The 25,494-nt window shown below is 52.7% G+C and carries 22 protein-coding genes; 14 read left to right on the top strand and 8 right to left on the bottom strand.

Annotation, left to right across the window (positions count from 1 at the left end; translation table 11 throughout):
• Positions 1-54: 54 nt before the first annotated feature.
• On the top strand, positions 55-594 hold the full coding sequence (locus ACR9FF_RS01660; RefSeq protein WP_435168465.1) for a DinB family protein: 540 nt from the start codon (positions 55-57) through the stop codon (positions 592-594).
• 69 nt (positions 595-663) lie between these two features.
• Here the strand turns inward: ACR9FF_RS01660 and ACR9FF_RS01655 are convergent, their stop codons facing one another.
• The gene (locus ACR9FF_RS01655; RefSeq protein WP_435168463.1) at positions 664-1,164 is read right to left on the bottom strand and encodes an Rrf2 family transcriptional regulator; all 501 of its coding nucleotides are present in this window, start codon (positions 1,162-1,164) and stop codon (positions 664-666) included.
• 188 nt (positions 1,165-1,352) lie between these two features.
• On the opposite strand from ACR9FF_RS01655, the gene ACR9FF_RS01650 reads away from it, so the two are divergent.
• The 7 genes from ACR9FF_RS01650 to ACR9FF_RS01620 all read left to right on the top strand — a co-directional run bounded on the left by ACR9FF_RS01650 (position 1,353) and on the right by ACR9FF_RS01620 (position 8,398).
• Complete coding sequence (locus ACR9FF_RS01650) at positions 1,353-2,000, top strand: FMN-dependent NADH-azoreductase (RefSeq protein WP_435168460.1); 648 nt, start codon at positions 1,353-1,355, stop codon at positions 1,998-2,000.
• A 32-nt stretch (positions 2,001-2,032) separates the two neighbouring features.
• Positions 2,033-2,671, top strand: a complete 639-nt coding sequence (locus ACR9FF_RS01645) for an HD domain-containing protein (RefSeq protein WP_435168458.1) — start codon at positions 2,033-2,035, stop codon at positions 2,669-2,671.
• Between the two features lie 400 nt (positions 2,672-3,071).
• A complete protein-coding gene (locus ACR9FF_RS01640; protein ID WP_435168456.1) occupies positions 3,072-5,249 on the top strand; it encodes an amidase family protein in 2,178 nt (725 codons plus the stop codon).
• Between the two features lie 56 nt (positions 5,250-5,305).
• A complete protein-coding gene (locus tag ACR9FF_RS01635) occupies positions 5,306-6,937 on the top strand; it encodes an S-layer homology domain-containing protein (protein WP_435168454.1) in 1,632 nt (543 codons plus the stop codon).
• Between the two features lie 272 nt (positions 6,938-7,209).
• On the top strand, positions 7,210-7,632 hold the full coding sequence (locus tag ACR9FF_RS01630) for a DoxX family protein (protein ID WP_435168450.1): 423 nt from the start codon (positions 7,210-7,212) through the stop codon (positions 7,630-7,632).
• A gap of 38 nt (positions 7,633-7,670) precedes the next feature.
• Complete coding sequence (locus ACR9FF_RS01625) at positions 7,671-7,973, top strand: ArsR/SmtB family transcription factor (protein ID WP_435168447.1); 303 nt, start codon at positions 7,671-7,673, stop codon at positions 7,971-7,973.
• Between the two features lie 5 nt (positions 7,974-7,978).
• Positions 7,979-8,398: an SRPBCC family protein gene (locus tag ACR9FF_RS01620; RefSeq protein WP_435168444.1), complete on the top strand. Its 420-nt coding sequence runs from the start codon at positions 7,979-7,981 to the stop codon at positions 8,396-8,398.
• A 327-nt stretch (positions 8,399-8,725) separates the two neighbouring features.
• Here ACR9FF_RS01620 and ACR9FF_RS01615 read toward each other — a convergent pair whose 3' ends face one another.
• From ACR9FF_RS01615 to ACR9FF_RS01605, 3 genes are read right to left on the bottom strand one after another with little or no spacing between them, the layout of a single operon-like run.
• A complete protein-coding gene (locus ACR9FF_RS01615; protein ID WP_435168441.1) occupies positions 8,726-10,414 on the bottom strand; it encodes an extracellular solute-binding protein in 1,689 nt (562 codons plus the stop codon).
• Between the two features lie 35 nt (positions 10,415-10,449).
• Positions 10,450-11,322 (bottom strand): carbohydrate ABC transporter permease, encoded by an 873-nt coding sequence (locus ACR9FF_RS01610; protein WP_435168438.1) that lies wholly within the window; start codon positions 11,320-11,322, stop codon positions 10,450-10,452.
• Between the two features lie 12 nt (positions 11,323-11,334).
• Positions 11,335-12,243 (bottom strand): ABC transporter permease, encoded by a 909-nt coding sequence (locus ACR9FF_RS01605; RefSeq protein ID WP_012772272.1) that lies wholly within the window; start codon positions 12,241-12,243, stop codon positions 11,335-11,337.
• A gap of 133 nt (positions 12,244-12,376) precedes the next feature.
• Between ACR9FF_RS01605 and ACR9FF_RS01600 the strand changes: the two genes are divergently transcribed.
• Together ACR9FF_RS01600 and ACR9FF_RS01595 are read left to right on the top strand one after the other, a co-directional pair.
• The gene (locus ACR9FF_RS01600) at positions 12,377-14,149 is read left to right on the top strand and encodes a sensor histidine kinase (RefSeq protein ID WP_435168434.1); all 1,773 of its coding nucleotides are present in this window, start codon (positions 12,377-12,379) and stop codon (positions 14,147-14,149) included.
• Positions 14,146-15,651 carry a response regulator transcription factor gene (locus ACR9FF_RS01595; protein ID WP_435168432.1) on the top strand — a complete coding sequence of 502 codons (1,506 nt, stop codon included), beginning with the start codon at positions 14,146-14,148 and terminating at the stop codon, positions 15,649-15,651. The genes ACR9FF_RS01600 and ACR9FF_RS01595 overlap by 4 nt, the downstream gene beginning before the upstream one ends.
• A gap of 305 nt (positions 15,652-15,956) precedes the next feature.
• On the opposite strand, the gene ACR9FF_RS01590 is transcribed toward ACR9FF_RS01595, so the two are convergent.
• Positions 15,957-18,014: a helix-turn-helix domain-containing protein gene (locus ACR9FF_RS01590; RefSeq protein WP_435168431.1), complete on the bottom strand. Its 2,058-nt coding sequence runs from the start codon at positions 18,012-18,014 to the stop codon at positions 15,957-15,959.
• Between the two features lie 147 nt (positions 18,015-18,161).
• Here ACR9FF_RS01590 and ACR9FF_RS01585 point away from each other — a divergent pair, with 147 nt between their 5' ends.
• Genes ACR9FF_RS01585 through sdaAA form a run of 4 tightly spaced genes read left to right on the top strand, consistent with a single transcriptional unit; the run spans position 18,162 to position 22,504 of the window.
• The gene (locus tag ACR9FF_RS01585; protein ID WP_435168429.1) at positions 18,162-19,409 is read left to right on the top strand and encodes an MFS transporter; all 1,248 of its coding nucleotides are present in this window, start codon (positions 18,162-18,164) and stop codon (positions 19,407-19,409) included.
• A gap of 28 nt (positions 19,410-19,437) precedes the next feature.
• Positions 19,438-20,886 carry a M20 family metallopeptidase gene (locus tag ACR9FF_RS01580; RefSeq protein ID WP_435172017.1) on the top strand — a complete coding sequence of 483 codons (1,449 nt, stop codon included), beginning with the start codon at positions 19,438-19,440 and terminating at the stop codon, positions 20,884-20,886.
• Positions 20,887-20,928: 42 nt separating this feature from the next.
• Positions 20,929-21,597 (top strand): L-serine ammonia-lyase, iron-sulfur-dependent subunit beta, encoded by a 669-nt coding sequence (gene sdaAB / locus ACR9FF_RS01575; RefSeq protein WP_435168426.1) that lies wholly within the window; start codon positions 20,929-20,931, stop codon positions 21,595-21,597.
• Positions 21,598-21,628: 31 nt separating this feature from the next.
• The gene (sdaAA, locus tag ACR9FF_RS01570) at positions 21,629-22,504 is read left to right on the top strand and encodes an L-serine ammonia-lyase, iron-sulfur-dependent, subunit alpha (RefSeq protein ID WP_435168424.1); all 876 of its coding nucleotides are present in this window, start codon (positions 21,629-21,631) and stop codon (positions 22,502-22,504) included.
• A 99-nt stretch (positions 22,505-22,603) separates the two neighbouring features.
• On the opposite strand, the gene ACR9FF_RS01565 is transcribed toward sdaAA, so the two are convergent.
• From ACR9FF_RS01565 to opp4C, 3 genes are read right to left on the bottom strand one after another with little or no spacing between them, the layout of a single operon-like run.
• Positions 22,604-23,569: an ABC transporter ATP-binding protein gene (locus ACR9FF_RS01565; protein WP_127497208.1), complete on the bottom strand. Its 966-nt coding sequence runs from the start codon at positions 23,567-23,569 to the stop codon at positions 22,604-22,606.
• A complete protein-coding gene (locus ACR9FF_RS01560; RefSeq protein WP_127497210.1) occupies positions 23,562-24,545 on the bottom strand; it encodes an ABC transporter ATP-binding protein in 984 nt (327 codons plus the stop codon). Before ACR9FF_RS01560 ends, ACR9FF_RS01565 begins: the two co-directional genes overlap by 8 nt.
• Positions 24,546-24,558: 13 nt before the next feature.
• A complete protein-coding gene (opp4C, locus tag ACR9FF_RS01555) occupies positions 24,559-25,491 on the bottom strand; it encodes an oligopeptide ABC transporter permease (protein WP_127497212.1) in 933 nt (310 codons plus the stop codon).
• Positions 25,492-25,494: the final 3 nt, after the last annotated feature.

The following is a 25,494-nucleotide window of genomic DNA, read 5'->3' as shown; positions in this document are numbered from 1 at the left end:
AGTAGCGTTCTTTTATATTGGGATTATCCGAAACATTGAAGGAGTGTTGGTAAGATGAGAAGCACAACGGAAGCCTTGCAGGCATTTGAGAAATCGGTTGAACGGTATATCGATGAACTAAACCACATCAGCATAGAGCAACTACTTGCTAAGCCAAGCGAGGAAGATTGGTCGATTGGGCAAATGTACGTCCATTTGATCCGGTCCGCTCAATACATGCATCTGCGCAACGTGGATCAATGCATCGCGGGAAGCGACGCGGTGTTGGTAGGCACTGGAGTCAAAACAGAAAATGGCAAAGCTGCCTTTGAGCTTGGGAGCTTCCCGCCCATTCGGATCCGGGTTCCGGATTCTCCGCAGTATACGCCTCAGCAGCCGGACAATAAGGAGCAGCTGATCGCGGGACTCGAGGACGTTGCGGAACGAATGAGAAGCACGGAACCCACTTTAATTCAAGCGCCACCAGAACATACAGTCCCTCATCCCAACTTTGGCGCACTAAACGCAACAGAGTGGTTTTTGTTAGTCGAGATGCACTACAGGCATCATTTCTTGCAGTTGGAACGACTGAAAGCCTTTTTGGAAATCCTATGAAAAAACCGAAACAAACCGGCGTTGCCATTCTAATGGGGCAACGCCGGTTTATTTCGGGGCTATATTTTGTCAGACGGAACTGCCCTTCGCGAAAAACTCCCGCGTCTGCTTGCGTTTCTCCGCAGGCAGCACACGATCCAGCTCCTCCTCCAGCCAAGACAATTTCTTATTCCGTAAATAATTCTGCATAGTCTCTTCGGCTTCGAGCATGACTAAATTAATCGAGCAGGAGCCCGTGGATGCCGCACAGTCCGAGCAATCGCGGTCGCGATAAAGGTAGCCCTTATCCTTTATGTTCTGGCACTGGAAAATCGGCTTCCTTCCCTCCACAGCCTCAACTACATCCCAAAAGGAAATGTCGTCTGGATCGCGCGCAAGCTTAAATCCGCCTTTAACGCCGGGAACCGACGAGACGATGCCGGCCTTAGTCAGCTTTGTAAATATTTTGGACAAATATGTCTCCGGTATGCCTTGGAAAAAAGCAAGCTCTTTGATGCCAATCGTTGATTCATTAGGAATCAAGTAAACCAGACAATGCAAGGCATACTCTACTCCGACGCTATACTGCATGATAACTCCTCCCATTATCGCATGGGTAAATACTATAAATTTAATGATAACGGCGTCCCTTGTCAACTTTAGCTTGGCATAAAAATGGAATTGACTTTGGCTAAATGAAGTCGTATATTGGAGTCACACCTAATCGGCGATTAAGATTGTCGCCAATTAGCAAAAACATAATTCAGGAGTGAAAGAAAATGGAAAAGCTTCTTGTTATTAATGCGCATGCTACTGTAGACTCCGCCGCTTCTGTCAGCCTGCAAGTCGGCCATCATTTCATTGAGAATTACCGTAAGCTGAATCCAAACGCACCGATCGAGCAAATCGATCTTTATAGTGAAGAAATCCCGGAATTAGACAGTACCGTTCTGGGCGCTTGGGGTAAATTAGCCTCCGGCGAAGAGCTGACGGACGAAGAGAAACGCGTCACCGGCAGAATGAACGAAATCCTGCAGCAATTCAAGAGCGCAAAGAAATATGTGATTATCATGCCACTTCACAACTTCAATATCCCTTCCCGCCTGAAGGATTACATGGATAACGTCATGATCGCTCGCGAGACTTTTAAATATACGGAAAACGGCGGCGTAGGCTTATTAACCGACGGCCGGAGCCTGCTCGTTATCCAAGGCAGCGGCGGCATCTACACGAATAACGACTGGTACACGGACAACGAATTCTCCCACAAGTACCTCAAATCGATGTTTAACTTCCTCGGCATCGAGGATTACCGGATTATCCGGGCGCAAGGCACTAACGTGCTGGACAAAACGGAAGTACTGGATAAAGCGAAAAAAGAAGCCGAAGAAGCGGCAGCGCGTCTGGCAAGCAAAGTAACCGTCTAACATTTTGGTTTCGTGAGAGAGGGGGATAATCGATGTCGACTTTTATTGCGGATATCAAGATTCCCGACAGCAAGCTGGCCGTTGAAGCAGCCGAGTTATTGCGCGAGCACGGCGACGATCTGTTGTGGAATCATTCGAACCGGGTATTTTTGTTTGCGGCGATGAAGGGGAACCTGAATCAAATCAAATACGATCCCGAATTGCTATATATCAGCTCGCTTTTTCACGATATCGGACTTACCCCCGCCTTCCGCAGCGATGACAAACGCTTTGAGGTCGATGGGGCTAACGCTGTCCGGGATTTCCTTAAAAGTCGCGACGTTTCGGAAGAGTTCATCCGCCTGGCTTGGGATGCTGTGGCTCTTCATTCCACCATAGGAATCGTCGAATACAAGGAAGCCGAAGTTGCGCTTATGAACTTTGGCGTTGGTTACGATGTCGTGGGGAAAAATTTCGAACTCATTTCCACCGAAGCGCGGGAGCAAGTCGTCAAGCATTTTCCTCGCGACAACTTCAAGCACGGGATTCTCCATGCTTTCCTGGATGGGTTTAAGCACAAACCGGAAACGACATACGGCACCATTAACGCCGACGTGTGCGAGATGCTGCTTCCGGGCTTTAAACGGCCGAATTTCTGCCATAGCGTGCTTCATTCCCCATGGCATGAGTAGTCGTCACGACGGCTAAAGACGGTTTGGCCAAGAACATTTATCTATAGCAGAGCAATGAGAGGCAGTCGAGACCTTGCGGTCTATGACTGCCTCTTTTTTATTTAATGTGATAAAAATTAACATTTATCTTACATAATTTGCACTCTGAAGAGATCATTATCAAAAAATCGATGAAATCAAAAGAAACGTGGTATTTAAGCGTTTTCTTCGCCTTTCATCTTGTTTGAATTGACTAGTTAACCAAACTAATATTAATCGATAGACGGATAGAGAGATTCAGGGGAGGTTCTTCTATGTAACTTACATGTCATATATAATCATTGTCTCATGCCGCTTTTGTCTACTAAGTAATTATATTTGACATTAATAGACTGGCTTATGCCAATCCAAGGAGGACGCCATGATTAAACCGATTACGAAATTAGCCAGCCTTGTAATGCTAAGCACCTCGCTTCTTTTCACCCCGATCCTGGATACCGGCGCTTATGCCAGCGGCACAAGCACGCCAACCGCTCTGGAGCAGCCCCAAGTACAGGAGCCGAAGGCGTTGGTTCAGCTCTCCGGCCCTGCCCTCACCTCGGTCGGCAACTCCTTCGACGTAAACGTATCGCTGACGGGCGCTACCGGCGATGCAACTGCAGGTAAATTTATTTTCGAATACGACCCGACTCAATTTGAGTATTTATCCGCGACATCAGCTAATTCGGCCGTAACCATTGCCGGGATAAACGCCGAGTCCGGCAAGGTGACCATCGTAACGACGGATACAACGGGCAGCCTAACAACGGCCGGCACTCTCCTCACCTTGACCTTCAAAGCCAACACGGCTTCGGATCTAAGCGGAATCACCGGCACGGTTGAGCTTGGCATCGACGACGGAAGCACGGTTCAAACGCCGGAGGAATCGCTTGCCGTCCAGATTACGGGCGCAGCCGAGGGTGATCTGAATAATAACAGCGTCATCGACGTAGGCGATCTCTCCGTCCTGATCAAATACTTCGGTATTGCCTCGGATGATTCGAACTGGACGAAGGTTGCAAACGGCGATTTCAACAAAAACAATACCATCGATGTCCAGGATCTCGCCGCCTTGGGCAAAAAGGTGCTCTACGACAACGGTCAGCCCTTCGAACTGATGGAAGCCGATATCATGAGCATTCAGAATGCCATGGCGGCCGGCAAATTGACTTCCGAGCAGCTCGTTCAGATGTATCTGGACCGGATCAATGAATACGACGATACGATCAATTCACTTATCACGGTTAATCCGGATGCGCTGGCTACCGCCAAAGCGCTCGACGAAGAGCGCAAGGAGCAAGGTCCGCGCGGTCTTATGCACGGCATTCCGATCATCGTCAAGGATAACTACGATACGCTTGGCATGCCAACAAGCGCAGGGTGTACCTGCCTGAAGGACAACCAGACCGTGAGCGACGCCTTCATGATCAAGAAGCTGAAGGATGCCGGAGCGATCATCCTGGCCAAGGCCAACCTGAGCGAATTCGCGATTAACACGGACACGAACAGCTCGTTGGGCGGACAAACGTGGAATCCTTACAATATTAAACTAAACCCGGGCGGCTCCAGCGGCGGTACAGGCGCATCGCTTGCATCCAACTTTGGAGTAGCCGGTCTCGGCACCGATACAGGCGGTTCGATCCGCATCCCTTCGTCATGGAATAGCATTGTCGGCATCCGTCCAACGATTGGCCTGACAAGCCGCGACGGCATTATTCCGCTCGCGCTGTCCCAGGACGTAGGCGGACCAATGGCGAGAAACGTATCCGACGCAGCCATTCTGCTTGACGCGGTCAGCGGCTACGATCCGAACGATATCGCCACAGCAGGAAGCGTCGGCAGAAAGCCAGTCAGCTACACGAGATTTTTGGACAAGAATGGACTTAAAGGCGCCCGTATCGGCCTTGTCATGGACAGCAGCGTTATAGGCAACAATCAGGAAGTGCTGGCTCTGCTTAATCAAGCTGCCCAGGATATGCGCGATCAAGGCGCAACGGTAGTTGGCGTTAACATCCCGAATATCACCGATATTTTGAAATACCCAAGCCTCAGCGGTTATGAATTCAAATTCAACCTGAACGACTACTTGTCCAACGCCAGGTTTGTCGACCCTAACGTGGTCCGCTATCATTCCCTGCAGGACATTATCAACTCGGGCAACGACTTCCTGCCGGCGCTGCAGAGCACGTTGACCACTCGGAACAACGTTGTGTCGCTTGACACCCAGGAATACAAGGATATCGTGCTGTTCCGGCCGCGCACGACGCAGCAGTCGCTGCTTGGCTTGATGGCCGACAACAATCTTGACGCGATCCTGTATCCTTCGACCGCGGGACCTGCCGGTTCCGGCTCCGGTAACGCGAACCGCCTGAGCCCATTTTCCGGCTTCCCGGCAATCAGCGTTCCGGCTGGTTACGTATCCAGCGGTCTGCCGGTTGGCATTGAGCTGCTTGGACGCCCTTACGAGGAAGGCGAGCTTATCAAGCTTGGCTATGCCTATGAACAAGCAACGCATCACCGTGAAGCGCCAACGTCGGTTCCTGCTCTGACCGGCAAATAAAGCACAAGGCATTCTTTTCGCCGGCGTTTTACTATACGAGAAAGGACGAATCTGTTATGGCCCGTAAACGACTTTCCTTGCTTGCTACAATCTGCTTGGCGATAGCCATGCTCGTCCCCCAATATGCGATGGCCGCGGCTGATCCGCCCTCCTTTTCCGTCTCAACCGACAAAAGCGCCCTGAACAGCGGCGATGAGATTACCGTCACGGTAAAAGGAAGCAAGCTGCAGGATGTATATGCTTATGAATTACATGTCTATTACGATTCCGATCTGCTGACCTTTAAAACAGGCAGCGAAAAGACAGCCGCGGTCGGCTTTAGTACGCCGGCCACGGTGGTCGCCGACGGCGGGGGCGAATCCCATCTCGTATTCGCCCATACGAAGTCGGGAAGCTCACCAGGCGACAGCGGTGATCTGGATCTCGCCTCCTTCACCTTCACCGCGGCTGCTAACGGAAAAGCCGACGTCGAGGTCAGAAAGATCCGGCTCGTCGATTCGGAGTTAGCCTCAAGCACGATTGACGGTCATTATGCCGCCTCCATTCAAATCGGTTCATCGGGAGGCGAATCAGGGGGATCCGGCGGATCCTCGGGCGGCTCGCCCGCCCAGCCGGCAGGAACCTTAACGGTGACAGCCGATCAATTAAAGAATGGCAAACCTATTGAGGTACCGGCATCCGCTGCCGTGATCAAGCTGCCGTCCAATACGGACGAGCTGCTTGGAAAAGGCACGCTGAGCATCGTCACCTCCGGCAAAGCCGAGCTGGACATACCTTCAAGCGTGTTCAGCGAACTGAAGACAAGCTTAACCTCAGCGCAGCTGCAAGGCGGCTCGATCTCCCTAACCATCAAGCCGGTCGAAGGAGCAGCGAAGCCAGCACTCGGCGCGGATACCAAGCTAAGCGGATACAGCTACGAGCTGAAGCTGCAATGGATTGCGGCGGACGGCACATCGTACGATCTGCATCAATTCAAAGAGCCCGTGACGCTTCGATTGCCGGTAGACGCTTCAATCAATCCGAAGCTGGCGTCCATCTTCTACCTCCCGGATAGCGGAGCCCCCGAGTTTGTTGGCGGGACTTACGAGAATGGCGTTTATGTTGCACAGCTCTCGCATTTCAGCTCTTACGCGGTACTCGAGATCAACAAGAATTTCTCTGATGTCCCAAGCAGCTACTGGGCATCCGGCGTGATTAAGGAGCTCTTCGCAAAACAGATCGTGACCGGCACGACCGCATCCACCTTCGAGCCGAACCGAAGCGTTACCCGCGCCGAATTCACGGCGCTGCTCGTCAGAGCGCTTGGGTTGAAGGCGGAAGGAACGCCTGCCTTCACGGATATTCCCGCAGGCGCCTGGTATGCGGCCGACGTTGCCACGGCTTACAAAGCGGGCATCGTGCAAGGCGTAAGCAGCACAACGTTCTCCCCTGGCGCCAACATTACCCGTCAGGAAATGGCTACGCTCGCGATGCGAGGCTACGAACTCATGAAAGGCAAGCCGCCGGTTACGGCTGCCGAGCCATTCAAAGATGAAGCCTCCATCTCCGCTTGGGCATTGAATAACGTCAAGAAGGCTGCGGCGCTTGGCATTGTCCAAGGACGGGCGAAGGGCGAATTCGTTCCGCTTGGCACCTCGACCCGCGCGGAAGCCGCTCAAATGCTGTACGGAGTAATAAATAAGCTGTAAGCCCGGTTCACCGGGAACATAGCCATTCGAATCTTCATCAGAACCGGAAGGGATCTCATCCCCTTCCGGTTTTTTTCGTTTGTTTGCATCGCCCCCCCATCCTCTTCTAAAAACTTTTTACAAATTTTATTCAAAACGTCATTGACTAGACACCAAAAGGTGTCATATACTGAAAACACAAACCGACACTAAAAGGTGTCCTATTAACGCAAACGACACACAGCGAAGTCGCAGTTCGCATAAAAACAAACCCATTCGAGGAGGAAATGAAAATGAGTAAAACAGTTGGTGCGGTAACATCCGCAAACGCAGGAACTAAGGTCCATGGAAAAAAGGTCGCCTATTGGTCCGTTACCCTGCTGCTTGCAGGAGCTCTTACGCTCAGCGGTCTCGGGCAGCTGATGAAATTAGGCGGGAATGTTGATCTCGTCGCGAATCTGGGGTACCCCCTGTATATCATGCAGATTTTAGGGGTTTGGAAGCTGCTTGGCGTGATTGCCGTCCTTGCACCACGTTTCCCACGGCTGAAGGAATGGACGCATGCCGGGATCTTCTTCTTGATGACGGGCGCCGCCTTCTCCCATCTGCTTGATCACGATTACGGCGCCGGCGGGTTCAACGTGATCCTTCCGCTGTTCTACGCCGCCCTAAATATCGCATCGTGGGCACTGCGCCCGGAGAGCCGCAAGCTCTAGAGCCAATAAATGAGGTTTACTACATTGGAGGGAGTGTTGTGGGCGATAACGACCAGTTGAAGGACGTATTCGAAGCCATTGCCGATCCAACCAGGCGTCAGTTAATCCGCCTGCTAGCCGAGGCTAACGCGGAAGTCCCGCTTCACGAATTAACGAAACCGTTCCCCATGGGGCGTACAGCCGTATCCAAGCATCTGGCCATTCTGAAAAGCGCCGGACTGGTCATTGACCGGAAAATCGGCAGAGAAACGCGTTACCGGCTGAACGCCTCCCCCATCCGCGAAATTCAACACTGGGTGGCGAATATGAAGCGCCTTAACCAACTATTAGAGGAGGAATAAGAACGATGAGTTTAACTTTATCCATGGATTTTCAGTACGTAACTACAATCGAGAAGCTATGGTCGGCCTTGACCGATTCCGGCAAGCTTGGCAAGTGGGTGGCTAACATCCATACCGGCGAGGCAATGGAAAACAACTTCAAGCCCGAGGTCGGTCACCAATTCCAGTTTCGGACTCAGCCAACGGAATATTGGGACGGCATCATTGACGGCGAAGTGCTGACGGTGGACGCTTGCAATAAGTTGTCCTATACGTGGAACAGCGGCGGAATGAAGCATACCGTCACTTGGACGCTACAAGAAGCAGGAGACGGCAAGGTTAACCTTCATCTCGAGCAGGCCGGAATCACGAATGAACAAGCGCTGCATGGCGCCAAGTACGGCTGGAGCAAATGGTGCGGCGAGCTTGATAAGATCGTTGCTTAAGATGCGACGGGCATGCCGCCCGACAGCTTTTAGCTACGTTGGATTGCATGCAGCGTAATGCAGCTTTTTTGACCGACAGCTTAGGCCACATTGGATTGAATACAGTAGAATTGGCTTAAAGTGACCGATTCGGTTCATTCTGGCCACTTTCACTGGAATAAATCCAACATAGCACCGCACCGCCTCCCTTATAGGTTGATTTTAATGGAGGAAATCCAGCGTGGCCGTCTTTTCTCAGCGATTAGAAAACAAACAGCCCCCGGAGAGCCTAAGCTCCCCCGGGGGCCGTTCTTTTTTCAAAACTTCAAAATTCCTATTTCAAGATTTCTATTTCAAAATTTCTTCCTGCGTCGCCTTCTGATCCTTCACGATCTGGAAGATATCATCCGGCATCAGCGCCGTATCTTTGTTGGCCGTGTACCATTCTTGGTAGAACGCGTCCAGCTTATCGCCATTGTACTTCTTCCACAGCGCTTGCATCTCGGTTAACGCTTTATCCGTTGTATAGCTTCCGCCGCTTACAATCGCTTTTGTCATCAGGTTGCCGATCTCGGTGTTGGCATTCTGGAAGTCTACCAGCAGGTCCTGCGGAACCGTCGGCAGATGCTCCAAGTGAGTCAGGCCAGGGAACTGCGCGCCTTGATCGATCATATTGTAGAAGATGTCCATGTTTTCCTTGAATTTCTCCTTCGCAAGCTTCTCATCCGGCTTATCCGGGTTAAAGCTGCTTGCCGTGAACGAGCATTTGCCGCCGCTTACAACCGAGAAGATCATATTGTAGTCCTGGCCCAGATAGCCAAGCTCCGTCTTGTTCTTCTCTTGGTCGATCGGGTTCGGACAGCCTGTTGGACCTGCTTGCCAATGCGTACCCTCAATACCGTTCGTCAGCGTTCTACCGGTGTCCGGTTCGGACAGGAAGTCCACATATTTCATGACAGCCTCAGGATTCTTCGCATTGCGGTTCACCACGGCCGTCAGCTGCACCGGATTGTTAATCCAGTTAATGAACTGGCCGCGCGGAGATTTCGGATAAGGCATAATTTCCAGCTTAGCACCCGGCGCGTTCGCTTGAAGCGTTGCATAATCCGTAATCCAGAGACGGTTCCAGAAGCTGTAGTTCGATTGGACAAGGAACATGCCTGTCTTGCCGTTCAAGAAGTCCTGGCGGGCCTTCGCACCGTTATTGTCGGTAATGTAGTCTTTATCGATAATGCCTTCGTCATAGAGACGTTTGGTGAAGTCGATGTATTCCTCGAAGTTATCCCATGTACGTACCAGGGTTCCATTCTCGTCTTTATAGGAGTTGCTGAGGTTGGTTCCGCCGAAAATATCCCCAAGACCCGGGCCGACGTTAAGTCCGTACGTATCCTTCTTGCCGTTGCCGTCCGGATCCTGCTCGGTGAACGCCTTGGCCACCTGATACATCTCTTCTGTTGTTTTCGGCATGGTCAAGTTCAGCTTGTCCAGCCAGTCTTGGCGTATCGCGATAATGAACTGCGGAATCGCTTCGTTCAGCTTGCCGAACTCATAGATTTTGCCGTCGGACTTAACGGATACCTGCTTCAGAATCGGATTATCCTCCAGCAGTTTTTTGTAGGTCGTGCTGTATTGGTTGATCATATCGTCCAGCGGCATCAGCTGCTTCTGGTCATAGAGAGGGTTCTTGATGTTAGGATCGAACTCGAAGATCAGATCCGGCGCGCTTCCGGATGCGAACAGTGTATTCAGCTTCTGCTTGGACTCTGTCCGCGGAATAGCCGTGAATTTCACGCTTGTTGGGCTGTTCTCGTTAATCCACTGGGTCCAGCGGTTTTTCTCCATCGTGCCCTCGGAAGCCGCGATCAATCCGCGGTCGTACACCGTTGCGCTGATCGTCGGCTTTTTGCCGCTGCCGCCGTCGGCGGATTTGCCGCCGCTGTTATCTGCATTGTCGTTGCTGCCGCAGGCTGCCAGAACCCCAAGCAGGGTTACCGATGCGCCGGCCAGCAAGACGTTTCTCTTCGTCATCTTTAACATTTATCTATTCCCCCATAGCCATAATGTAAAGTTAGTTACCCTTTTACAGACCCAAGCATGACGCCTTTTACGAAATATTTCTGCAAGAACGGATAGATCACGACCATCGGCAGGATAAGGACGATAATACCGGCCGATTTGATGCCTTCAGGCACCAGCTCCAAGGCACTCGTATCGTTCGCGAGCGACTCTGTGAGCAGAGACTGGCTTGCAATCATTTGCTGGATAAGAACGATGATCGTATATTTTTCGGTCGAATTGATATAAATCAGTACGTTCATGAAGTTGTTCCAATAGCCTACGCCATAGAACAGGATTAAGGTTGCAATCACAGGCATGGACAGAGGGAGAACAATCCGGAATAACAGGGACATCTCCCTGCAGCCGTCAATCCGGGCAGCCTCTTCGATCTCCGGCTCGATGCCTTCGAAATAGGAACGCATAATGAGCATATTATACGTGCTGACCGCACCGGGCATCCATATGGCCCAATACGAGTCGATCATGCCTAAGCTTTTCACGACCAGATAAGTGGGTATTAAGCCGCCGGTGAAGACCATCGTGAAGAGCAGCATCAGCGTAAAGGTTCTTCTGCCGTAGAAATAACCCTTCGATAACGGATAAGCCGCACAAATCGTAAACACCATCGAGATCAGGACGCCACCAACTGTCATAACAACCCCGTTCCACAGTGAAGCCAGCACCCGCGTTCCTTCGAATAAAGCGGAATAGCTTTGCAGGGTTACGTCGATGGGCCATAGCAATACTTGACCGGACTCGACCGCCTGCTTACCGCTGAAGGAGATGGATAGAATGTTAATGACGGGAGCCAGACACGAGATCGAAATGAGCAGCAGGAGAATCGAAATCCCTATTCTTGTTATTTTGTCTCCATAAGATTCTCTCATCTTCGCTTCACCTCAGAACAAGTTGCTATTGAATTTCTTGGCGATCAGGTTCGCGCCCAGAATAAGAATAAAGGCTACCACCGATTCGAACAAACCAAGCGCCGTCGTAAGACTGAATTGTCCGCCTTGGATACCCAAGGTATAGATGTACGTGCTAATCACTTCGGAGATATCCGATACCATGGCATTCCGCAGGTTGTAGATTTGATCGAAACCAACCTCTAAGACTCGTCCCATGGAGAGAATGAGCACTAGGATGATCGTGCCTCTGATGCCGGGCAGCGTAACATGCCAGGTTTGTTTCCATTTGCTTGCCCCGTCCAGTGCCGCCGCTTCGTACAGGGCCGGCGAGATCGACGTGAGCGCAGCCAGATAAATAATCGTGCTGAAGCCCATCTCCTTCCACACGCCCGATCCGACGAAGATCGTCACCCAGGAGAAGGTTTTGTACAGGAACGGATACGGCTCGCCGTACTTGTCCTCAATCCAATGGTTCAGGAAGCTGGACTCCATCGAGAACAGCGTGATGACCATGCCGCCTACGATAACCCAGGAGAAGAAGTGCGGCAGATAGACGACCGTCTGGACGAATCTTTTATACCATGAACGTCTAACGCTATTAATCATAAGCGCCAGAATAATCGGTACGGGGAAGCCTACCACCAGGTTCAGCACGCTGAGCCATAACGTATTCCAAATAATCCGGAGCGTTTTGTCGTTGCTGAAGAGCATCTCGAAGTTTTTGAAGCCTACCCATGGACTATGGAACACGCCATCGAAGAAGTTGTAATTCTCGAAGGAGATGACAAGCCCGCCTATTGGCAAGTATCTAAAAATCAAGTAATATGCAAGTGCCGGAGCAAACATCAACATTAGAGGCACATTTTTCTTGAACAAGGCTTTCTTAGATGCTGATTTCAAGCTATTCCCTCCTTTCAAGTTACTGTTAACCTTTGACCTGTTACCAGTGTATCCGTTTGCAAAGGGTACTTCTTTAATTTTAATTGGAGGAACTTTAGCTAAAATTAGATCTTGTAAGGAGGCTGGCTTTGTTATGCCGTTTCATACCCGAAGTCTTGTGGTCAAGCTGATTCTCAGCCTGTCGCTGATCGTCATTCTAACTTCCTCTATAACCGGAATCATCGTGTACCGGTCCAATCAGAACATGTTCCGCGAGGAAATCCGCAGCCAATTCCTGCAAAACAACAAACAGGCGCTTCAGCGGATCAACCAGAATATCCATGAGGTTGAACGGATCTCGCAGTCCATCGTCTTTCATCCGACCGTCGTGAAGATCTTGACGAACTCCTTAAATAACGAAGATAAAGTCGAGCAGCTGCAGCTCATGTACGACATGGTCTCGCAGGCGAAGCTTGACGCACCCCATATCCGGGCGATGTTCATTTTCAATCTGCACGGCGACAGCTACTACAATGCGAATTACGGCGCCGTCTCCATGCTGGACAAGCCGACTCGCAGCATTATCAATCAGGAGCTGGAAGGCACAAACGGCGCCTTAACCTGGTTCCGGCTCAAGCTGGCCAGCTCGGCCGACCCCAGCGGCTACCGGTATATGATTATTGCCGCCCGCGTAATGAAAAGCACCTACCAGGAAACGTACGGCACGCTGGTGCTGGTGCTGGACGAGGGCTTTTTCTCCGAGGTTATTGACGATATCGGTCAAACGGGCGGCATCGTCTATTTGCTGGATCGCAAGGACCGGCTGTTGTTCAGCCAGCGGAGCCAAGATGACGCTACCGCCGAAACGGATTATCCGGACAGCATTCCGCTGCAGCATGACCAGGAAGAACGGGCTTCCGTTGTTCAGTCTACCGCTAAAGGCAATTATCTGTTCGTGAAAAACATCTCCGATTCCGGCATCTTTAAGCTGATCAGCGGTCTCGGACTAAGCGCTTTAGACAAGCGTAACGCCGATATCCTGAAAACCATCGCGATATCCGGCCTGTCCAGCATCCTGCTGACCGGCCTGCTCCTGACGCTCACCAGCACTAGGCTGCTGCGGCCGCTTGGGAATCTCGTATCCGGGATGCGGCGGCTTCGCTCAGGCCAGATGAACGCCCGCGTCGAGGTCCGCTCGAAGGATGAGCTGGCTTTTCTCGGGGAGTCGTTTAACGATATGGCGGATAACATACAGAAGCTGATCGACGAGGTGCTGCTGAAGCAGCTGCGGGAGAAGGAAGCGGAGCTGAGGGCGATCCAGGCGCAGCTTAATCCGCATTTCCTGTACAATATATTGAACGAAATCTATTGGAAGCTGTATTTGCAGAACGCCAAGGATACGGCCGGCATCATCCAATCGCTCTCGAAAATCCTGCAGTATTCCTTGAAGCCGATCGAGCAGCCAAGCACGCTCCGCGAGGAGCTGGAGCAGCTGCGGAGCTACATTAATATTCAGATGTCTCTCTTCCACCCCGACCTCGAGCTGGACATCCAAACGGACGAGCAGCTGCTCTGCATGGAAATGCAAAGACTGCTTCTGCAGCCGGCGGTCGAGAACGTCTTTGTCCATGCCTTTGCCGACAAGACAAAAGCAGACAATAAGCTGCTGCGCATTCACGTTTACCAGGAGCAGGAGCATCTGAGAGTGGACGTAACGGATAACGGCAAAGGAATCGAGCCCGAGACGCTGCTTAAGTTAGAGGCGGGTGAACGCGATATCCACGGCAATCATCTGGGCATTCATAACGTGGAGCGCAGAATCCAGCTCGTCTACGGCGCGCCATACGGGCTGCGCTTCGAGAGCAGGCTAAATGCCGGAACAACCGTCAGCTTTATTTTACCGATCAGCAAGGAGGACTCCGCATGAAGGGAACCGTCTTAATCGTAGAGGACCAGCCTAATTTCCGTGAGGGGCTGAAGTTTATGATCTCGCAGAGCAGGAATTGGATCGTCATCGGAGAAGCCGAGACCGGCGAGGAAGGCTGGCAGAAGGCGCTGGAGCTGAAGCCTGACCTCATTCTGATGGACATTCACATGCCCGTTATGAACGGGATTGAGCTCGCAGAGCGCATTCACTCGCATGGGATGGATACGCTGTTCATCATCATTACCGGCTATCAGGACTTTCAATACGCGCAATCGGCCATCCGGTACGGAGCAATGGATTTCCTGCTCAAGCCTTGCTCGGACGAGGATATTTCAGGAATTCTGGGCAGCGCCTCCAAGAAGCTGCAGGCCAAGCGCAAGGAGCAGCAGACGACGCGGGAGCATCTGCTCCGCTCGATTCTGCTCAAGTATCAGATGAACCAGGAGCTGACCTCGCATTTCCTTCGTATGTTCGAAGGTTGCCGGCTGTGGCTGGTGACGATAACGGATTATTTTCCGGAGGGTAAAAATTACGGGGCCGACGATCTGTACGTGCTGCAATACGGAATCTACAACATCCTCCAGGAGCTGGCGCTTAGCGAGGATGCGAATGCCAAGCTGCTTATTCTGAAGGAAGATCAGTTTATCTTGTCCGTATCGTCCGATTTGGAGACGGCTTGCTGGAGAGAAAATGCGGAGCTTGCCGTACGCGAATACTTGGGCATTGCTATCGAAACCGTTCCGCTTGGCCCAACCTCGGACGTTGATGGGCTGATGTCGACTTACGCCGCCTATAACGAGCAGCGCGTGCATGCGCCAACGGTTCCGCAGATTGCGGACCGGTCAAGCAAGCGTCAAGCCGTCGAAGCGGTGAAAAACGAGATTATGTCGCTCATTATTTCCGGGGATCTTCAAGCTCTGCATGACTACTTCGAGAAGGTTGGCGGGCAAGCCGGTTCCTTTCCGCTGACGGACGGCAAGATTCTGGTCATCAACCACTCCCTTGCGCTGAATCAGATCTCCGAGGTGCTGGGGCTGTTCAGCCATCAGAGCAAGCCGGCCGAGGCGCTGCTGCAGATGATTGACCAGATTCCAGGAGCCATGGAGCTGAAGAGCTGGTTCAAGGCGGCCTGCCAGGATTTCGAAACCCGGCTGGACCGCTGGAAGCAGCAGGCTAATCCGTATGTGAACAGCATTCAACAGGCGATTGATTATATCGAAGAACATTATTTGGACAGCGATCTGTCGATAAAACAGGTGGCGGAGAACATTCATTTGAATCCAAGCTACCTGAGCACCCTGTTCAAAAAAGAAACCGGCGAGACCTTCACCGGCTACGTGAATAAGCTTAAGCTGCAGAAAGCGCAGGTGCTGCTGCGCAACACGGACATGAAAATCTCGGAAATCTGCCAGACCGTCGGGTTCGAGGACTCCACCTATTTCTCGAGCGTGTTCAAGAAGCACTTCCAGATCTCGCCGAGCGAATTCCGACAGAATCATTAACGGCGTAGAACAGACAGCGACCAAGGAACCACGTGTTCCTTGGTCGCTGTCGCTGTCTGTTACGAATTTCCTTTCGTTATATCCCCTCTCGTACACGTTGGATTCTGTACAACGTATTTACGCAAAATGGCTGAGGTTCAACTCATACGTTGGATTCCATACCGTGAAATTACCCATTTTTGGCGTTTTTTGTTCCAAAACGGCAATTATGCTGGATAAAATCCAATGTAGGTTCAGGAATACTTTATTTTAGTCGCATTTTATTGGATGAATTCCATTGTAGCGTTACCCGACCTCGCCTACACCTACTCTCGAGACGACTGCTTCAGGTAGCAGGCAAGCTGAATCCGGAGTACGTTCTCCGGATCGTCGAACGATAACCCTAGCAGATCCTCTATTTTCCTCAAACGAAGGTACAGCGTATTGATATGAATATGCAGCTTATCGGCTGCGAGGCTGGCCGAACGGTCGGAGGCCATGTACGTGAGGAGCGTGTCGGCCAGCCCGGTGCCCTGACTCTTCGCCTGTTGAAGCGGCTCGAAGATTTCCCGGACAAACGCTTCAAGCTCCTCCTTCGGATGGCGGATGAACAGACGGTTCAGCCCGATATCCGAATACAGCATAAAGGCGTAGCTTCCTCTTGCGGCCAGATAAGACAACGCTTTATCGGCTTCGCCATGGCTGCTTCCTGCCGCATGAAGATCCCCAAAGAACGAACCGGCTCCCGTTCGGATTCTGAGATTCGAATACTGCTCCCAGCTGCCCAAGAAGGAACGGAACCGCTTCAGCACCACCGCTTCGTTCTTCCTTGATTGAAGCACGATCGTCACTTTATTACCGCTGGCGAAGATGACGGGCACGAGGATTTGCTGCCCCAGTGCTTCGCGCAAATCAACGACAAAGCGGTAAACATGCAGGTTCAGCTCGGCAGATGGAGCCGGAGAGCTTAACTCCGATACCGCAACCATCAAGGGAAGCGAGGTGTCGATCCCGAGCAAGTCAGCCTTTTCCCTCCATACGTCGGGATTTTTCGCATGAAGAAGCTCAAGGAACGTATCTTGCGTCTTCTTGTAATAAAATTCGGAAAGCGACTGCTTCCGGAGCAGCTCCAGCGCCAAGACGGAAGCCCCCTGCTCGATTGCAATCTGCTGCAGGGAATCCAGCCCACCCGTCAGTTCGACGAGCAAATACCCCAAGCAGGCGGAGGATGCTACTACGGGATAGCAAAAAAGCTTTTTGCCGGGGCTGTTCCCCGATTCTTCCGCTTGCCGATAAGAAGGGCCTTGCTCGCGGGCATAAAGCCGAAGCAGCTCCTCCCCGCTTAACCCCGAAGCCCCCCGCTTCCGCTCGGGATGCCACTTATTCTCCAGCAGATCCACATAAATAAGCGGCAGGCCTATCATCTTGCTAAGCTCCGACGCAATAGAGGCGGCTCCTTTATTCTGAAGAGACAGCTTGACGAGAGAGGCATGAATCTCATCCCTCCTGCGAAGCTCCAGGTTTTGTCTGCGCAAATCCTCAATTAACCGGGCATTCGTAATGGCGATCGATACCTGATCGGCGAAGCCCTGCAAGAGCTGCATATCCTGCTCGGTCAACAGCGGTTTTTTGCCGGTCTGGTAGACAATAAGGACGCATTCAGGCTTGTTATGAACGAGAATCGGCACTGTGACGATCGACTTGCTCTGCATAAAATCGTACGCGTGCGTCAAATGCTCTACATTCTCCGCTGTCATATCTCCGAAATCGATCAGAATCTCGTCGAAGTCGCGGTACAGCTTAGGCGTTCCTCTGCGAAACGTCTTTCCTATCATCCCTTCATCCGGCTTTATGGCCATCTTAAGCATTTCTTTTCCGATTTCGCCAGCCTTCGCCCGCACCTTAAGACGGCCAAGCGCCGGATCATACATCCATAACACGCCTATCGTTTCATAAGGGATAACCGAGAGCGCGTTCGTAAGAATTTTGCTGAGCAGCTCGTCCAGATTAACCGATTGCGTTACTTCCCGGATGCTTTCCATCATTTTGTTCAATTTTACTTCCTGCTGCTTCAAGCTGGCTTCCGAATAATAAGGGTATAATCCGGTCGACAAATGGAATAAATCATCCTCGGTAAGCTCAAGAAGCTCGGTTTGGATACGAACCGCAATGACGGTATGAATACTATATGGGAGATAAACTAACATATATTCAGCTTTTTTCTCCCAATAAGCGTGGCTTATCTCAAAGGGATTCGCAAACTCCGAAGCATCCGGCTCCAGCCCTCCCCTGGACTCCAATAAGGCCCAATATTTAAAGCTTTGACTGATCCAAATCTCGTATTTCCCTTGTATGATGCGTGAATTCCCCATATTCCGATACATAGAGCTCCACCTGCCAGCAATGTTTATATGTACAGTATTATAGCTATTCTTCTGGAGGAATGCACATTGTTTCTCGGAATTGAATCTTGTAATTTATAAATATACCTAATCGAAATCTACCATTACATGAGAAGGAAGGTAACAAAGATGGGGAATGCAACAGGTTCTAAAAAGAAATACGTCGTTCTGATCTTGCTTTTTCTCGGCTGGTGTCTCGGCAATCTGGACCGGTTCGTCATCAACTACTCCGTTGTTGATATTACGAAGGATCTTGGACTTAGCGCATCCGCTCAAGGCGTCATTCTCAGCAGCTTCTTCCTTGGCTACGCGCTGATGCAAATACCGGGCGGCGCGCTGGCCGACCGGTTCGGTTACCGCAAGGTTATCGTGACTGCAATCTTCATGTGGTCGATCTTCACCATCTTGACCGGCGCAGCCTGGTCGGCCGTGTCTCTGATCGCGATCCGTTTCTTGTTCGGCCTTGGAGAGGGCAGCTTCTTCCCTTCCGGCTCGAAAGCCATTGCAAGCTGGTTCCCGCTTAATGAACGGAGCCGGGCGATGGCGCTGATGCTTTCCTCCGGTGCCATTATGGGGATCGCAACGCCATTCATCTATGCGGCATCCAGCGGAACCATAGGCTGGCAGAAGTTGTTTTATATTATCGGGGCGGTCGGCCTTGTCGTAAGCCTCTTTATTTTCTTCTTCCTGAAGGAGCCGAAGCGTGCAGCCATCCAGGAAGGCCCTTCGGGACAACCCGCGGCAAAGCCGAAATCCACGCTCAAAACCGTGCTCAAGACCCCGATGATCTGGAATCTATTCATTGGCTACTTCAGTATTTACGCGGTCAACTGGGGGCTCTCCGCATGGATGCCAACTTATATGATCAACGTTCGCGGACTGGATATGACGCAGGTCGGGACACTCAGCATTTTCCCATCCCTTGCAGGCATTATCGCGATGCTGTTCAGCGGCTATCTGCTTGACCGCATTCCGGAAGGCAAGGACAAGAAAGCCGGCGCGGTGCTGGCCGTATTGGTCGGGGTCTGCCTCTATCTCATGAGCAACGCCGGCAGCATCTTCCTTTTCATTACTTATCAGACCATCATTGGCGTTTTATTCGCTTTTATCGCAACGCTGATCGCGTCCAACTGCTTGAAGACCATGCACGAATCGCAAGTCGCAACGGCGAACGGCTTCATTAATACGGGTGCCCAGCTTGCCGGCTTCCTGACACCGATGCTTATGGGCTTTATGGTGGATGCCTCGGGCGGATCCTACAATTCGGCTTTCGTCCTGCTCGTCGTATTTGCCGTCCTTTGCGCGGCTGCGCTCATGCTGGCTCGTCCGAAAGCAAATGCCCAATCCCAAGCTGTCGTCGATTCCGTTACCAACTAAAACTAACGCGAGGTGTTCAACCATGACCATAGAAATCACGCAGGAAATCTCGAAGCTCATCGATCGCAAAAAAGAGCAGTTCATCTCCGCCAGCGATCAAATCTGGACTTTCGCGGAAACGCGGTTTGAGGAATTCCGATCAGCCGCTTTGTTAAGCGGCATCCTGGAGAAGGAAGGCTTTAGCATCGAGCAAAGTCCCGCCGGGCTGGAGACGGGATTTATCGCCACCTTTGGCGCCGGAAGCCCGGTTGTCGCCCTTCTCGGCGAATACGATGCGTTAACGGAGCTTAGCCAGAAAGCGGAAATAGCCGAATTCGATCCCGTTACGCCTAACGCGAATGGGCATGGCTGCGGGCATAATCTGCTCGGAGCCGGCGCGCTTGCCGCAGCGGTTGCCGTAAAGGATTACATGGTCGCGAACGGCCTCCCGGGGACGGTCAAATATTACGGCTGCCCGGCGGAGGAAAGCGGCTACGGCAAAACCTTCCTGGCAAGGGAAGGGAAATTCGCCGGCGTTGACGCGGCCTTCAGCTGGCATCCGGCCTCCTTGAACGCCGTCATGCACGGCTCCTCGAACGCTGTCCTTCACGCGACATTCAAGTTCTTCGGCAAAAGCGCCCATGCGGCGGCAGCTCCTCATCAGGGACGAAGCGCGCTGGACGCGGTCGAGTTAATGAATATCGGGGCAAACTATTTGCGAGAGCATATTGTCGATAAGGCCAGACTCCATTATGCGATAACCAATTCGGGCGGATTGTCGCCAAACGTGGTACAGAAGGAAGCGGAAGTAACCTATCTGATCCGGGCTCCCAAGACGGACATGGTTCGCGCCTTGCATGACCGGGTTGTTGATCTTGCCCGCGGTGCCGCTCTTATGACCGGGACAACGATGGAGCATACCATCGAAGGCGCCTGCGCCAACCTGGTACCGAACAGCACGCTGCAGGCCGTCATGCACAAGCATTTAAACGAGCTCGGCGCGCCTGAATATACGGAAGCGGAATACGGCTACGCCAAGGCCATTTACGAATCGTTGTCCCCCGAGGACAAGCTGGAAGCAGGCCAAACGTTCGACCGCGAGCTCGCCGCCCTTCTCGCGGAGCGGCCGCTCCCCGGATTCGTCGCCCCTTACAACGACGAGCGCGAAATGTGGATGGCAGGCTCGACGGATGTGGCGGACGTCAGTTGGAACGTGCCGACCGCGCAATGCGTCACAACAACGATGGCATTCGGCACGCCGCTGCATGCCTGGCAGACGGTTGCGCAGGGACAATCCTCTTATGCGCATAAAGGAATGCTGCTGGCAGGCAAAGTCATGGCTTGTGCCGCGGTCGAAGTACTGAGAAGCGAAGAGCTTGCGGCGGCAGCCAAAGCCGAGCTTGAGACGCGGCTGGACGGGCATGCCTATGACTGTCTTGTGCCAAAAGAAATCACGCCGCCGCGGATGTCGGAGCATCAGGCGGTTGTTCGAAGCTAATCGGCTGCCGAACCGGCAGCGTTTCACCCGAGGGAGGCAATCATGAGATTCAAAGACGTATTTTCCATCATTGGTCCGGCTATGGTCGGTCCCTCCAGCTCCCACACCGCGGGAGCTGCCCGAATCGGACGCTTAGCCAGACAATTGTTCGGCGCCATGCCGGCTCGCGCGGACGTCATTTTCTACGGCTCTTTTGCAGCGACCTACATCGGCCATGGCACTTACTCCGCTATCGTTGGCGGGCTGCTGGACATGGAGACGGACGATATCCGCCTGCCGGATTCGCTCAGGATAGCTGCCGAAGCAGGTATTCTGGTAGAGGTTCAGACGGGGAAAGGACTATTTCCTCATCCGAATACCGCGGAGCTGCGATTGTACCGGAAGAACGAAGAAGAGCCTTCCTTTACGATCGTTGGCACTTCCATCGGCGGAGGGAACATCGAAATCGTCAGCGTTGACGGATTCAAGGTGAAGCTGACAGGCCAATACCCGACGCTTGTGATCTGGCATACCGATTCTCCCGGGATGATTGCCGAGGTGACGCGGCTTCTGCAGGAGGAAGGCATCAATATCGGCTATATGTCGGTTGACCGGAAGAACAGGAGCGGACAGGCGATGATGGCCATTGAGACGGACCAGGCCATTTCCGCGGAGCTGCTGGAGAAATTGAACGGCTACCCGGGCATTCAAGCCATCCGCTTAGTGAAATGAGGACGTCAACAGGAGAAAGGAGTCACCACGAATGAATTTTCGCACTTTAAAGGAACTAGCCGAAAAAGCGGAGCAAAGCGGCTTGTCCATTGGACGGTATATGGTGCAAGAACAATCCCAGGAATCGGGTAAAGCGCCGGAAGAGGAATTTGCGCAGATGGCATCCTATTATGAAGTGATGAAAGAAGCCGTGCGCAGAGGGTTAACGGAGGACACCACCTCCCCAAGCGGCCTGACCGGCCAGGACGCCAAGCGCGTTATGGCTTACAGGGACAAACGGGCGAGTCTGCTGGGAGAGGACGCAAGCCTTGCGATGGCGTACGCGCTGGCCGTCTCCGAAGTAAACGCCTCCATGGGCCGGATCATCGCAACGCCTACGGCAGGTTCATGTGGCATTATACCCGGCGTTCTAATCAGCTGTCAGGAACGGTTCGGCTGGAGCGACGAGCAAATGGTTGAGGGCTTATTCGCAGCCGGCGCCATCGGTTACGTCATCGCCAATAATTCGTTTGTGTCCGGCGCGGAAGGCGGCTGCCAGGCCGAGGTTGGGTCGGCAATCGGCATGGCGGCCGGCGCGCTCGCCGACTTAAGGGGCGCATCGCCAGCCCAGGCGGTTCATGCCGTGGGGCTCGCGCTCAAAAACTCGCTTGGCCTCGTCTGCGATCCGGTCGGCGGTCTAGTTGAAGTGCCCTGCATCGTCCGCAACGGATTCGGAGCGGTAACCGCGCTTGCGGCGGCGGACATGGCGCTTGCGGGAGTCCGCAGCGTCATCCCGTCCGACGAAGTCGTGCAGGTCATGCTGGAGGTTGGCACAGCGATGCCGGAATCCTTGCGGGAGACAGCCAAAGGCGGGCTCGCCCAGACCCCGACGGGAAGAAAAATCATGAAAGAGCTGCTGGAAAAGTAAAGCGAAACAACATCTATTCCTTCTTGCTCAAACAAAAAAGGACTCTCTCAACGGTTATCTTCCGATAACGGCTGGGAGAGTCCTTTTCCATGCGTCCCCTTACACCAAATGGCAAGCAACCATATGGTCGGTGCCAATGGTCCGAAGGGCCGGTACCTCTTCCTTGCAGCGTTCCGTCGCGAAAGGGCAGCGGGTGTGGAATTTGCAGCCGGATGGCGGATTGGCCGGATTCGGAATATCGCCGCTGAGCACAATGCGCTCCCGCTTCAGCTTCGGAATCGGTATCGGAACGGCCGACAGCAAGGCTTTCGTATACGGATGCTGCGGACGGAGGAACAGATCCTCCCTTGTGCCCGTCTCGACCATGGATCCGAGATACATGACGCCGATCCGCGTGCATAGATGCTCGACGACGCTCAAATCATGGGAGATGAACAAATAGGACAATCCGTTTGTTTGCTGCAGCTTCCGGAATAGATTAATGATTTGGGCCTGGATCGATACGTCCAGCGCCGATACCGGCTCATCGGCAATGATAAGCTCCGGATTCAGCGCAAGCGCCCGGGCGATTCCGATCCGCTGACGCTGGCCGCCCGAGAATTCATGCGGAAGACGGTCGATATGATAATCCGACAGACCGCATAACTCGAGCACCTCCAGCACCCGGTCGCGAACCTCCGATTTATCGGCCAACCCATGGTCAAGCAGCGCTTCGCCAATGGCGTCGCCAACGCGCACCCGAGGGTTCAGCGAGCTGTACGGATCCTGGAAAATAAGCTGAAGAGCCGGCCGAATTTGCCGAAGCTCATCCTTAGGAAGCGAATAGATATCCGTTCCCTTAAACAGAACGTCGCCCGACGTCTTCTCGGTCAAGCGGACGATGGAACGCCCTACCGTGCTCTTGCCGCTGCCCGATTCGCCGACAAGACCAAAGGTCTCGCCTTTGCGGATCGTGAAGCTAAGGTCATCAACGGCTTTCACATGACCCACCGTCCGATTCAGAAGTCCCGACTGGATAGGGAAATATTTTTTCAGATTGCGTACTTCGAGCAATGCTTCAGGCATACCGCTTCTCCTCCTCGTACAGCCAGCACGCCGCTTGCTGTGATTCGCCTACCGGAACAAGCGCCGGCTGCTTGGTACGGCAAATGGCCATGCACTGCTCGCAGCGGTCATGGAAGTAACACGACTCCGTCAGCTCAAGCGGATTCGGGACTTGTCCGGGAATGGAATACAGCTCATCCTGGAGCTGGTTCATAATCGGCTTCGAACGCAGCAATCCCTTCGTGTAGGGATGCTTCGGATTTGCGAATATCGCCTCCACTTCGCCTTGCTCGACGATTTTGCCTGCATACATAACCGCTACGTAATCCGCCATCTCTGCCACTACGCCAAGATCATGGGTGATAAGCAGAATCGACATCCCGCTCTCTTCCTTCAGGCTGCGAAGCAAATCAAGGATTTGCGCCTGAATGGTCACGTCAAGCGCGGTGGTTGGTTCATCGGCAATAAGCAGCTTGGGACCGCAGGAGATCGCCATCGCAATCATAACGCGCTGCAGCATGCCGCCGCTTAATTCATGCGGATACGCATCGATAATCTGTTCCGCTCTGGAGATGCCGACTTGCTTAATCAGCTCGATTGCACGCTTGCGCGCCGCTTTTCGGCCAAGCTTCTGATGCTCCATCAGCGGCTCGATTACTTGCTCTCCGATCTTCAGGACCGGATTAAGCGAGGACATCGGCTCCTGGAAGATCATTGCGATTTCGTGGCCGCGGATCGTGCGAAGCTCATTGCGGGACAGCTTCAGCAGATCGCGGTCCTGAAACTGGATACTGCCGCCTTCCACCTTGCCCCCGGCACTCTCAATGAGTCCCATGATCGACATCGCCGTAATGCTCTTGCCGCTGCCTGACTCCCCCACGATGCAGACGGTCTCGCCCGGCTTGATTTGCAGGCTGACATCGTCCACGGCCCGGACGGTACCCGCTTCCGTCTTGAAGAAGGTTCGAAGATGATCAATGGTTAGCAATTCCTTCATGATAGAAGCTCACCTACCTTTTCTGTTTCGGATCCAGCACGTCGCGCAGGCCGTCCCCAAAAATATTAATGGCAATAACCGTCGCAAAAATCGAGAAGCCCGGCGGCAGCCATAGCCATGGCCGTTCCTGGAAATCGATCATATTATTAGCGGCATCAATCATATTGCCCCAGGTCGGCGTTGGCGGCATAACGCCTAAACCGAAGAAGCTTAGTACGGATTCGCTAAGAATCGCACCGCCGATATTAAGCGTCGCAATGACGATAATAAGCGGCACAAGATTCGGCAGCAGATGCCGGAACAGCTTTCTTTTATCGCTAAGCCCCAGCACGATGGTTGCTTGCATGAACTCCCGTTCGCGCAAGGACAACAGCTGGCCTCTGATCATTCGGGCCAAGCCCGGCCAGCTGACGACGCTGAGCATCAGCATAACGATATACATCCGGTAGTCCGGCGGCACTTTCCACTCGGACAGCAAGGCACCGATAATGAATAGAAGCGGAAGGCTTGGTACCGTAAGCAGCAAATCAGCCAGCCTCATAATGAGCTGGTCGACAACGCCGCGATAGTAACCGGCTATAATGCCAAGCAGGGTGCCGATAAACACGGACAATACCATGGAAGCAAGCCCAACCGTCAGCGAGATTCTGCCTGCCAGCAGCACCCGGGTCATCACATCCCGCCCAAGGGTATCCGTACCAAGCCAATGCTTGGCACTAGGCGCATGATTCATTAAGGCCATATTGATTTTGTTATCCGTATAAGGAGAGAAGAACGGACCGATAAAACAAGCCAAAAACATAATCACGACAACGGCAAAGCCCGTTATCGCCAATTTATTGCGTACAAGCCTCCGGAAGGATTGCCGCCACAGCGACGATCTTGCATGTGGTTGATTTTTATTAACGCTTATTCCCTGAGCCGTTTCTCCGCCAGCAACCGTCATCTA

Source organism: Paenibacillus glycanilyticus (assembly GCF_051200795.1).
In the GTDB taxonomy this organism is placed as follows: Bacteria; Bacillota; Bacilli; order Paenibacillales; family Paenibacillaceae; genus Pristimantibacillus; species Pristimantibacillus glycanilyticus.
Note: the sequence above shows the minus strand (reverse complement) of the source record. Positions and strands in the feature narration are given on the sequence as shown.